Origin of the sequence: Burkholderia sp. Bp9012, assembly GCF_003853825.1 — a bacterium.
Taxonomy (GTDB): domain Bacteria; phylum Pseudomonadota; class Gammaproteobacteria; order Burkholderiales; family Burkholderiaceae; genus Burkholderia; species Burkholderia diffusa.
Genome location: NZ_QTQA01000054.1, coordinates 1 through 10,349, shown reverse-complemented (window position 1 = coordinate 10,349; position 10,349 = coordinate 1). Strand labels below are relative to the sequence as shown.

At 58.6% G+C, this 10,349-nt stretch carries 11 protein-coding genes and 2 pseudogenes; 4 read left to right on the top strand and 9 right to left on the bottom strand.

The window, feature by feature from the left end:
* Window positions 1–238: 238 nt before the first annotated feature.
* Window positions 239–388: pseudogene (locus DIE11_RS35570) on the top strand (transposase); the annotation flags it as partial.
* A 365-nt stretch (window positions 389–753) separates the two neighbouring features.
* Here DIE11_RS35570 and argE read toward each other — a convergent pair.
* Window positions 754–1,962, bottom strand: a complete 1,209-nt coding sequence (gene argE, locus DIE11_RS35565) for an acetylornithine deacetylase (protein WP_124489868.1) — start codon at window positions 1,960–1,962, stop codon at window positions 754–756.
* 542 nt (window positions 1,963–2,504) lie between these two features.
* On the opposite strand from argE, the gene DIE11_RS35560 reads away from it, so the two are divergent.
* On the top strand, window positions 2,505–3,083 hold the full coding sequence (locus tag DIE11_RS35560) for a cupin domain-containing protein (RefSeq protein WP_221622487.1): 579 nt from the start codon (window positions 2,505–2,507) through the stop codon (window positions 3,081–3,083).
* Between the two features lie 172 nt (window positions 3,084–3,255).
* Here the strand turns inward: DIE11_RS35560 and DIE11_RS35555 are convergent, their stop codons facing one another.
* The 5 genes from DIE11_RS35555 to DIE11_RS35535 form a co-directional block, all read right to left on the bottom strand.
* Window positions 3,256–3,972, bottom strand: a complete 717-nt coding sequence (locus DIE11_RS35555; RefSeq protein WP_089426143.1) for an ABC transporter ATP-binding protein — start codon at window positions 3,970–3,972, stop codon at window positions 3,256–3,258.
* Window positions 3,972–4,748: an ABC transporter ATP-binding protein gene (locus tag DIE11_RS35550; RefSeq protein ID WP_011352945.1), complete on the bottom strand. Its 777-nt coding sequence runs from the start codon at window positions 4,746–4,748 to the stop codon at window positions 3,972–3,974. Before DIE11_RS35550 ends, DIE11_RS35555 begins: the two co-directional genes overlap by 1 nt.
* Before the next feature lie 23 nt (window positions 4,749–4,771).
* Window positions 4,772–5,941 (bottom strand): ABC transporter permease subunit, encoded by a 1,170-nt coding sequence (locus tag DIE11_RS35545; RefSeq protein WP_047852538.1) that lies wholly within the window; start codon window positions 5,939–5,941, stop codon window positions 4,772–4,774.
* 18 nt (window positions 5,942–5,959) lie between these two features.
* Window positions 5,960–6,910, bottom strand: a complete 951-nt coding sequence (locus DIE11_RS35540) for a branched-chain amino acid ABC transporter permease (protein WP_124489866.1) — start codon at window positions 6,908–6,910, stop codon at window positions 5,960–5,962.
* A 119-nt stretch (window positions 6,911–7,029) separates the two neighbouring features.
* Window positions 7,030–8,205, bottom strand: coding sequence for a porin (locus DIE11_RS35535; protein WP_124489865.1), 1,176 nt, complete (start codon window positions 8,203–8,205; stop codon window positions 7,030–7,032).
* Between the two features lie 421 nt (window positions 8,206–8,626).
* Here DIE11_RS35535 and DIE11_RS35530 point away from each other — a divergent pair.
* Both DIE11_RS35530 and DIE11_RS37605 read left to right on the top strand, forming a co-directional pair.
* A pseudogene (locus DIE11_RS35530) lies at window positions 8,627–9,241 on the top strand (DMT family transporter); the annotation flags it as partial.
* A gap of 8 nt (window positions 9,242–9,249) precedes the next feature.
* Window positions 9,250–9,507: a hypothetical protein gene (locus DIE11_RS37605; RefSeq protein WP_409364599.1), complete on the top strand. Its 258-nt coding sequence runs from the start codon at window positions 9,250–9,252 to the stop codon at window positions 9,505–9,507.
* Between the two features lie 222 nt (window positions 9,508–9,729).
* On the opposite strand, the gene DIE11_RS35520 is transcribed toward DIE11_RS37605, so the two are convergent.
* From DIE11_RS35520 to DIE11_RS36665, 3 genes are all read right to left on the bottom strand, one after another.
* Window positions 9,730–9,927, bottom strand: a complete 198-nt coding sequence (locus DIE11_RS35520) for a hypothetical protein (RefSeq protein WP_185633881.1) — start codon at window positions 9,925–9,927, stop codon at window positions 9,730–9,732.
* Window positions 9,911–10,093, bottom strand: a complete 183-nt coding sequence (locus DIE11_RS35515) for a hypothetical protein (RefSeq protein ID WP_124489864.1) — start codon at window positions 10,091–10,093, stop codon at window positions 9,911–9,913. Before DIE11_RS35515 ends, DIE11_RS35520 begins: the two co-directional genes overlap by 17 nt.
* Before the next feature lie 38 nt (window positions 10,094–10,131).
* On the bottom strand, window positions 10,132–10,349 hold a 218-nt coding region (locus DIE11_RS36665; protein ID WP_221622486.1), incomplete at its 5' end, for a transposase.

Here is a 10,349-nt window from a genome sequence, read left to right as displayed (position 1 = left end):
CGAAGAGGTAACGACTGGCTCAGTTTTACTTTGCGCGATCAGGCGCGAAGTGGCTCAGATTTCAAATGCGTTTGACAGCCGGCGGCGGCGGCGCGATGACACCCCGCCCACCGCCTTCAAACCACGCGTCGATTCAACTGACTGAGCCCGGCTAATTTCACTACTTGCGCGCGCGTGCCGAGGCGATTGCCTGGGTGGGCATAAGACTGTGTTTTTGACTAACAGCAGGCAGGAAGTGATGGAAGTGTTGACGGGCCCGGAGCGCCGGCGGCGCTGGACGGCGGAGCAGAAGCTGGCGATGGTTCGCGAGAGTTTCGAGCCGGGGAAATCCGTTTCGATGGTCGCGCGTCAGCACGGAGTGAATCCGAACCAACTGTTCCACTGGCGCATGGACCCGCCGATCTCATTCAGCTACTTGCAATGTGAGGCCAAGATTTGGTCTATCCATGAAGCGGCAGCCTCGTACCCAAAGTAGAGGCCTAACAGGCAGAGCACTATTGCCTGAGCCTTGCTCACACAGAATGTCCTTAGCAATCGCCACCTTTCATGCATTTCATCCTCCCCACAGCTCAAGTCGAAACAGAACGGGTGGCCAGCAAGGACCACCGGTGGACGTGCGTCCCGGGTTGTGTGGCCGGCGCCAGCGCTGCATGACTTGGTTCCATCACCGGCAAATTTAATGGGCGCCACGGCTGGAACCAGCAAGCGACCACTACGCCTATCGCGGGCAACTAACAAGTCATTGAGGCCACGCTAGATCGACGACTCTTCTAGGCTGCGAATGACCTTGCGCAGAAAGGCCTCGCATTGCGCGATTTGACTGAGGGCGACGAATTCGTTGGGCTTATGCGCCTGCAGGACATCTCCTGGCCCACATAGCACTGTCGGTATACCCGCAAGCTGAAAGTGACCGGCTTCTGTCGTGTATGCAACTTTTCGGCGCTCTCTATCCAAGGTCAACGCTCGCACCAATTTCGCGATCGCTTCCTGCTCTGAACTATCCAATGAAGGCACCGCAGCAATCTGAGCCAATTCAATTGCCGTATCGGGATGCTCCGCATGCATTTTGGGCAAGAGGGTTCCGTGTGCATACGCCTTAATACGCTCGAAGATGCGCTGCGGGTCGATGCCAGGAAGGGTACGGTATTCGAAGGAAAATTCACACCTGTCGGGAACTGTATTGAGAGCAATTCCACCGTGAATTGTGCCGGTTTGGCCGGTGCTAAAAGGAACATCAAATGCATCGTCGAACGGACCGTTGGCGCGCAGCTCATCGGCAAGGTCACGAATGAAGCAGATCAAGCGTGCCGCATACTCGATGGCATTAGCCCCGCTCGGGGTGAGGGAGGAATGCGCCGCATGTCCGCGGACGCAGCAACGGTAGCTATTCTGACTCTTATGCGCAACGACCACTCGCATTGAGGTTGGCTCACCAACGATACAGCCGTCAAGCCGAATTCCGCGCGACTTCAGCTCTTGCAACATCACTGGCGCCCCCAAACAACCCACTTCCTCGTCATACGACAACGCAAGGTGCATAGGTTGCTGCAAGGACGCACGTCGCATTTCCGGGATGAGTGCAAGCGCTGTGCCGATAAATGCCTTCATGTCGCACGTGCCGCGACCGTACAACTTGTCGCCTCGCACTTCAGCCTTGAAAGGATCAGAGTCCCACATCTGGCCATCAACGGGCACGACATCTGTGTGCCCGGAGAGGACAACACCACCTTGAGTGGCACCGCTCGCGCCAGGGATCGTCGCAAATAGATTCGCCTTGCGGTCGAAGGGGTCGTATGTCAGCGATGACTCAATTCCCTCGCGACGAAGGTAATCACGCACCATCTCGATTAACCCCAAGTTGGACTCGCGGCTTGTGGTGTCGAAACTCACGAGCTTGGAAATCCATTCGAGTGAGGTTGGAGTGCAGTCTTGTTGATAAACGGGCTGGCTGGATTGGAGCATGCTCTGACGTGCAGCGTCTTGCGAACTGGAGAACTTATGCATAAATCGGTCGCTTTGATCGTAGGTTTGCAGGCACGTGGTTTAGGCAACGACGAATTGCTTACACCCCTATGCCCATCCCTTGAGACCGACCGTCTTCTCAACTCGGACTCCACCGACCTCTTCCGCCTCGGGTGTAGCCACCAGGATCGAACCGCAGCGTCACACCACCCGCTGCCGCGATAGCGATACGGAGGAGCTCTAGGGGCACCACGTTTTGACTGAGTGTTGAGCATCAGAAACATTTAGTCAAGCATCTTTCCTGAAGGGAACTATTATTTCATTGACTGCCGGGACGCGAACAGCAGGCTGGCTTGCTGGGACTGCTGTACGTAACATCGCGACGCTCCCTATCCCTCCCGTCCGTCCGATGCGGAGCGGAAGAGTGATCCTCCCCCATCTTTTCAATGCCTAGACTTTGCTTTTCCGGTGAGACACAATCTTTCCTATCAGGAAAAGTAACAACGCTGCCTGGGCAAAAAAATATTGGAAGGAGGACATCCGTGAGTGACGAAATGCCGGTCAAGGTGGGGGTGCGACTCAAACACAGCCGCATGCTCATGGGGTTGAGTCTTAAAGAGGTGGCTACCAAGGCTGGGGTCACCGAAGGCTATCTGTCGAAGATCGAAAACAACGTGTCACAGCCTTCGTTTGCTAGCCTCCATCGCATTACTCAGGCTCTCGGCATCAACATGAGCGCCCTCTTTGCCTCGGCTGAGAAAGGCGACGCCGACGTTTACATCGTACGAAAGGATGAACGCGCCGTTCTCAAAACTGGGCACAAGCGTTCCGGCAATCGAGTGACGCTGGAGAATCTGGTTCCGTCAGGCCCTGAATTCCTACTTCAGGTAAGTATCCATGTCATCGAACCCAAAGGTGGAAGCAACGAAGCGATCTCACATAAAGGTCAGGAGTTTGGCTTCGTACTTGAAGGCCGCCTCAAGCTCCTCGTTGACCAAGGAAGCTACACACTTGAAGCGGGCGACGCCTTCTATTTTGATTCAGAACTCGGGCATCGCTACGCCAACGACGCGTCGGTCACAACCAAGGTACTCTGGGTTAACACTCCTCCAACGTTCTAATGCCGTCAGTGCCCCGCCCAGATTCTTGGTGGTGGGGCAACTGAGTCAAACCACGGCTTCCAGTGCGACCAGTTTCAGGATATGCCTCCTCGCAGACATCGCTGACGAATACTCATCCAGTCTCGGTACGTGACGTCGTCTCGAAACCAGGAGCGGCTAAGATCACTTGTGACTACTCCCCAAGATATGCAGCCCGCACCTTCGGATCGTCGAGCATCTGCTTCGCATCGCCTTCCATCGTGACCGTGCCCGAATCCATCACGTAGCCGCGGTCGGCCGCCTGCAGCGCGAGGCGTGCATTCTGCTCGACCAGCAGCACCGTGATGCCTTCCTTCGAGATTTCACGCACCACTTCGAAGATCTTCTCGACCATGATCGGCGACAGGCCCATCGACGGTTCGTCGAGCAGCAGCAGCTTCGGCTTCGAGAGGATCGCGCGCGACATCGCCAGCATCTGCTGCTCGCCGCCCGACAGCGTGCCCGCGAGCTGCGTCGCACGCTCCTTCAGGCGCGGGAAGAAGCCGAACATGCGGTCGACGTCCTTCTTGATCTGCTCGCCGTCGTTGCGCAGATATGCACCCATCTGCATGTTCTCGACGATCGACATCCGCGCGAAGATCCCGCGGCCTTCCGGCACCATCGCGAGGCCGCGCTTGAGCAGCTCGTGCGTCGGAATGCCCTTGATCGACTTGCCCTCGTACTCGATGTCGCCTGCCGAATACGCCTTGAGACCCGTGATCGCCTTCATCGTCGTGGTCTTGCCTGCGCCGTTCGCGCCGATCAGCGTCACGAGTTCGCCCTGGCGGACTTCCATGTCAACGCCCTTGACGGCCTGGATGCCGCCGTAGTTGACCTGCAAGCCCTTGATTTTCAACATTGCCGCTGCCATCAGTGCACCCCTGCGCCGAGATATGCCTCAATCACCTTCGGATTCTTCTGCACGTCCTGCGGCAGACCCTCGGCGATCACCTTGCCGTAATCGAGCACCGTCATCCGGTTGCACAGCCCCATCACGAGCTTCACGTCGTGCTCGATCAGGAGAATCGTGCGGCCGTCCGAGCGGATCTTGTCGAGCAGGCGCGTGAGTTCGACCTTCTCGGTCGCATTCATCCCGGCCGCCGGCTCGTCGAGCGCGAGCAGCTTCGGGTCGGTGGCCAGTGCACGCGCGATCTCGAGACGGCGTTGGTGGCCGTACGACAGGTTGCGCGACGTGTAGTCGGCGTACTGCAGCACGCCGACGTATTCGAGCAGCTCGATCGCGCGTTCCTTGATCTCGCGCTCTTCCTGGCGCTCGGCCGGCGTCTGGAACACCGCGCCGAGCAGCCCGTGCTTGGTACGCACGTGGCGGCCCACCATCACGTTCTCGAGGGCCGTCATCCCGCCGAACAGGCGGATGTTCTGGAACGTGCGCGCGATGCCCGTCTTCGCGACCTGATGCACCGCGGTCGGCTTGTATTCCGTGCCGTCGAGCTTGAACTCGCCGGAGTCCGGCGTATAGAGGCCCGTGATCACGTTGAAGAACGTCGTCTTGCCGGCGCCGTTCGGGCCGATCAGGCCATAGATCTCGCCTTCCTTGATCTCGAGGCCGACGTCGGACAGCGCCTGCAGGCCACCGAAGCGCTTGTTCACGCCTTTGACGGACAGTCGGATTTGTTTGTCGCTCATGTGTGTATCCCCTTGTCCGTAGGTTAAGCGCGCACCGGCTTCTTGCTGGCGCGCTTCGCCAGTTTCGCGATCTTGTCCTCATGCTTCGGCGCGGGCCACAGGCCTTCCGAGCGGTACAGCATGATGACCACCATCGCGAGGCCGTACAGCGCCTGACGGATCACTTCCGTATCGACGATGTCATGACCGAACAGCGCATGCTGCAGCGGGCTCATCGTCGAGCGCAGGAATTCCGGGAAGATCGCGAGCAGCACCGCACCCAGGATCACGCCCGGGATGTGTCCCATGCCGCCGAGCACCACGCACGCGAGCACGACGATCGATTCCCAGAACGTGAACGATTCCGGCGACACGAAGCCCTGGAACGATCCGAACATCGCGCCCGACAGGCCGCCGAACGACGCGCCCATCGCGAATGCGAGCAGCTTCACGTTGCGGGTGTTGATGCCCATCGCCTTTGCCGCGATCTCGTCTTCGCGGATCGCCGCCCATGCACGGCCGATACGCGAGTGCTGTAGGCGCGTACACACCCAGATCACCAGCAGCGAGCACAGCACGAACAGGTAGTAGTACATGTAGACCGACGGCAGCTGGATCCCGAACAGCGAGTGCGTCTGCGCGAGGCTGAAGTCGCCGATGTGCACCGGATCGATGCCCGTGATCCCCTTCGGGCCGTTGGTGATGTTCACCGGACGGTCGAGGTTGTTCATGAAGATCCGGACGATTTCACCGAAGCCGAGCGTCACGATCGCCAGGTAGTCGCCGCGCAGGCGCAGCGTCGGCGCGCCGAGCAGGATCCCGAAGGTCGCCGCCAGCGCCATTGCGATCGGCACGATGATCAGGAACGGGATGTGCAGCCCGTTCGGCGCGAGCGCCGCGATCCACTCGAACTGCGAGCTCAGGTGCGGCGAGCTCAACAATGCCGCCGTGTACGCACCCACCGCGTAGAACGCGATGTAGCCGAGGTCGAGCAGGCCGGCGAAGCCGACCACCACGTTCAGGCCCAGCGCGAGCATCACGTACAGCATCGCGAAGTCGAGCACGCGGACCCAGTAGTTGCCGCCGGCCGAGCCGATGATGATCGGCGCCGCGATCACGAAGACCGCGGTCAGGAGGCCGATGATGACGGTCTTGGTGGTGTTGCGCTCTTCGACGAGCGACGTCGAGGATTCGATCGGTTGAATGGATGTCATGTTGTTTGCTCCCTTCCGTTACGCGCGATCCGCGACACGTTCGCCCAGCAGGCCGGACGGACGGAACACCAGCACGATGATCAGCACGACGAAGGCGAACACGTCCTGGTAGTTACTGCCGAATACGCCGCCCGTGAGGTTGCCGATATAGCCGGCCCCGAGCTGCTCGATAAATCCAAGGACCAGCCCCCCAACCATCGCACCCGCGAGGTTGCCAATGCCGCCCAGCACCGCAGCCGTGAACGCCTTTAGACCGGGAATGAAGCCCATGTAGAAGTGGACGTTGCCGTATTCCGACGCGATCATCACGCCGGCCAGCGCGGCGAGCGCGGAGCCGATCATGAACGTCGCGGAGATCACGAAGTTCGGGTTCACGCCCATCAGGCTCGCGGTGTTCGGGCTTTCGGCGATCGCGCGCATCGCGCGGCCGAGCTTGGTCTTGTGCACGAGCAGCAGCAGGCCGCCCATCACGATGAACGCCACCGCGATGATCACGATTTCAGTCACCGAGATCACGGCGCCGGGCGTCGTGTCGGTAGCCTTGATCACGTTGATCGGATCGGTCGGCAGCAATTGCGGGAACGGCAGCGGGTTGCGCGACCAGATGATCATCGCGGCGGTCTGCAGCAGGATCGACACGCCGATCGCGGTGATCAGCGGGGCGAGGCGCGGTGCGCGACGCAGCGGCCGGTAGGCGACCCGTTCGATCGTGAAGCCGACGAATGCACAGACGACTGCGGCGATGCCCAGGCCGATCGTCAGTGTCGCGACGTTGCCGAGTCCGGGGAAATGGTTCTGCAGCACGGTGATGGCCGACAGGGCGACCATCGCGCCAACCATCAGCACGTCCGCGTGTGCGAAGTTGATGATGCCGAGAATGCCGTACACCATCGTGTAGCCCAACGCGATGATGGCGTACACACTGCCGAGCACCAGACCGTTAAGAATTTGCTGGATAAATATATCCACCTTAGTCTCCTTCCATTCATGGCGTCCGCTATCCGAGCAAGCACGTCAGACGCGCGGCTATTCATAATTCTGCATTGGTACACGATGCGCGACTCCTCCGGAATCGCGCATAGCTTTACTTAAAATTTGTGACGCATCCCAATACGAGCGACGAATTGCTTTGAGCTATCTGAAAGATCTGCGGCGCCTGGCACATATGCCTGATCCAATGAAGATGTAGTTTTATCCCCAGCCACTTTTTGATACGCCGCCTGAATATATATGTCCGTCCGCTTCGACAAATTGTAATCAGCCATCAACCCCGCACTGTGTACTTTCGGCTTTGCACTACCAGCGGTCGTGTCGTAGTTTTCCATCGTGTAAACATACATAGCACCGAGAGAAAACGCCGGTGTGACCTGATACAGCGCGTTCAGCTCAAAATTCTGGAATCTGAGGCGAGTCAGAGTACCCCCAGCGAGTGCCCCTGTCGGACTAGGCAGAATCGACTCGGTGCTGGACATGTATCCGATATTGGCGATCGGATTCTTCAAGGTCGTATTCGTGTACGAGAAGCCAATCGTTGCGCTGCCTACCGCGTAGTTGACGCCTGCGCCGAAGATGCGCAACCGGTCCGCCAAGAAATTGGCATCGCCACCATTGTTAATGGCACCACCAGCCGTCGACGAAGGGCTACTGGCTTGCAGGTACGCAGCAGCAACGAGCAGGGGCCCATTTGAATACTGCCCACCGATACTGTACTGGCGATTATTTGCAAAACTCGTGCTGTTGCTGAAACTATACGTTCCCCCGAACTGAAAGCCGGCGATTGTCGGGCTCGCATACTTGACGGCATTATTTACACGAAACGAATTGTCCGTGTTGTCGTTGTCAAAAGGATGAGCGAACAAGTAACCCGCCCAGTTTCCGTTGGCCGTTGTTTGTGCCAGATAATCAACTACCGAATCATACTGTCGACCAAGAGTAATAGTGCCGTAAGTTTGACTTGAGAGGCCGACGTATGCCTGGCGACCGAACATGAGTCCACCCTGCCCGAGTTTTCCGTTGTTGACGTTGAAGCCATTTTCCAACTGAAACACAGCTTTCAGACCGCCGCCCAGATCTTCTGCCCCCTTCAGGCCCCACCGGCTCCCTTGGACATATCCGCTTTGCAGTTCATATGCGTGATTCCCATGCACATTGTTCGTGTAGTCAAAACCTTCGTCAATCAGACCGTAGAGCGTAACAGCATTCTGAGCAAGAGCCGATCCCGAAAATGCAGCCATAACCGCAACACAGATATAATAATTCTTCATGGATTCTCCAAACCTATTACTTTATTTTCAATTTTCATTAACTGACTATCGTCAGAATGAACTTCACAAGCAACCACGCCCGAATACGGGTGACCAAGTTAGGGATTTATGCCAAGCCGCTTATTCCTCTTTTCATTAATCCTTTAATTCGCAGTCAAAATCACTTGAGACGAATTGTGTGATCTAGATTGACCTCCCTGCGCTCTTACATGGTTCGCCGCTTATCCAGCTTGGCTGCCGCCACCTACTGCCATAGGCCTCGAGTAGGTTGTCGGCCATTAGCCCCGAGGCAAGCAAGTGTTGGCACTCAAAATACCGCTGTCAAGCCACTTTCCTATAGGGATTTATACTTTCATGAAAGTATCGGCTCCGCAATGTAAGATTCTCTGCACCACTTCCCCGACCGTCCGACCCATATTCGATGGCGCCCAAGAACGCACTTCTGCTAACCGCGCTCGCGGCCCTGTGGGGCGCGTCGATCCTGTTCATCCGGATCGGCGTCGCTGATGGCGCTGCGCGTGGGCATCGGCGAGCTGTTTCTTGCCGGGCTTTCGCTGCCCCGCTTCCAGCCCGCCGATCTCGGCGCCCGGCTGCGCCGCCATGCATGGCCACTCTTCGTGGTCGGCGTGTTGAACTCGGGCGCGCCGTTCTGCCTGTTCGCATTCGCCAAACTGACGCTGTCGGCCGGCGTGACGTCGGTGATAAACGCAACGACGCCGCTGTGGGGCGCGCTCGTCGCCGACTGTGGCTGAAGGACAAGCTGTCGCTGCCGCGCGCGCTCGGCCTCGTGATCGGCTTCGCAAGCGTGGTGACGCTAGTCTGGGATCAGATCGCGAGCGCGCACGGCGATACCGGCGCCGGTGCAACCGCGCTCGCCGCCGCCGCGGCGCTCGGCGCGACGCTGCTGTACGGCATCGCGGCCAACTACACGATGCGCAAGCTGACCGGCGTCGATCCGCTCGTCAACGCGACCGGCAGCATGATCGGCTCGACCGTGCTGCTGCTGCCGTTCGCGATCTCGACCAGACCGGCGGCAAGCCACGTTTGCTAGTTATTACAAAGAGGGGAAACAGTTATCTGCGTCGCCTGTTCGTGCAGGGCGCCCGCGCGCTATGGGTATGGAAAGACAAGCATCCCAACGATCCGATCCAGCACTGGCTAATCCAACTTGCCGAACGCCGGCATGCGCACGTTGCAGTCTGCGCACTGGCAAACAAACTCGTACGCATTGCATGGGCTGTCGTGCGAAGCGGCGCGGAGTTTAACCTGAACTACCGCACCGGAATCACAGCAGACCGATAGCTCTACCCCTGACCACCGTTACTTTCCGCAGCTCGCGCAGCCAATCAGCATGGCGCAAACGACCATCCGTCGCTTCCCCAAACCCGTCTGGACTTCCGGCAGACATCATGTCGCGCCACTAATTGGGACGGAAGCGTGCGACCTCATCATGCAGGCCAGATCCGGCTTCGATCGGATCGCTATAGGCCGGATAGATAAACGCGAGTCGTCTATCGCCACCAGCTACGCTTGCGGTTTGCGGGTGGACCATAGAAAGTCCATCGACCAACTCTGATTCCGGCCTGTTGGTAACGGCAGCGGCATGCGCTCGACAGCTGCAATACGCTTGCGTCGCCGCTTGCGCACGCTCAGTCCCGCCTTACTGTACAGGCGCCAGATTCGCTTGTGGTTGGCGTAGCAGCCCTCACGCTGCAACAGCACGTGAATCCAGCGATAGCCGTATCGACGGCTTCTGCGCCGCGATGGCCATCATGCGGCCAGTCAGCGTTTCGTCGTCAACCCGGCGACGTGATTCGTAGCGGAACAGCGAGCGCGAAATCCCTACCAGCCCGCAGGCCCGGGTAACACCCATGGCACGTTCGGTCATCAATATCCGGACTGCCTCGCGCTTGGCCTGCGGGCTTGCTACTTTCGAGCCAGCAGGTCCTTCAACGCGGCGTTGTCGAGCATCGATTCGGCCAACAGGCGCTTGAGCTTGTTGTTCTCCTGCTCCAGTTCCTTCAGGTGCTGCGCTTCGGAGACCGTCATCCCGCCGAACTTCGCTTTCCAGTTAATGGTATGGACTGCTCCGGCAGGCGTATCGTAACTGCTGACGTTACCGTTCATAGGAGTATCGTCATGGA

Bases quoted from the DNA above. Each gene is read 5' to 3' on its own strand.
- argE (WP_124489868.1), bottom strand. From the start codon at position 1,962: ATGCTCCAATCCAGCCAGCCCGTTTATCAACAAGACTGCACTCCAACC.
- DIE11_RS35555 (WP_089426143.1), bottom strand. From the start codon at position 3,972: ATGGCAGCGGCAATGTTGAAAATCAAGGGCTTGCAGGTCAACTACGGC.
- DIE11_RS35550 (WP_011352945.1), bottom strand. From the start codon at position 4,748: ATGAGCGACAAACAAATCCGACTGTCCGTCAAAGGCGTGAACAAGCGC.
- DIE11_RS35545 (WP_047852538.1), bottom strand. From the start codon at position 5,941: ATGACATCCATTCAACCGATCGAATCCTCGACGTCGCTCGTCGAAGAG.
- DIE11_RS35535 (WP_124489865.1), bottom strand. From the start codon at position 8,205: ATGAAGAATTATTATATCTGTGTTGCGGTTATGGCTGCATTTTCGGGA.
- DIE11_RS35515 (WP_124489864.1), bottom strand. From the start codon at position 10,093: ATGACCGAACGTGCCATGGGTGTTACCCGGGCCTGCGGGCTGGTAGGG.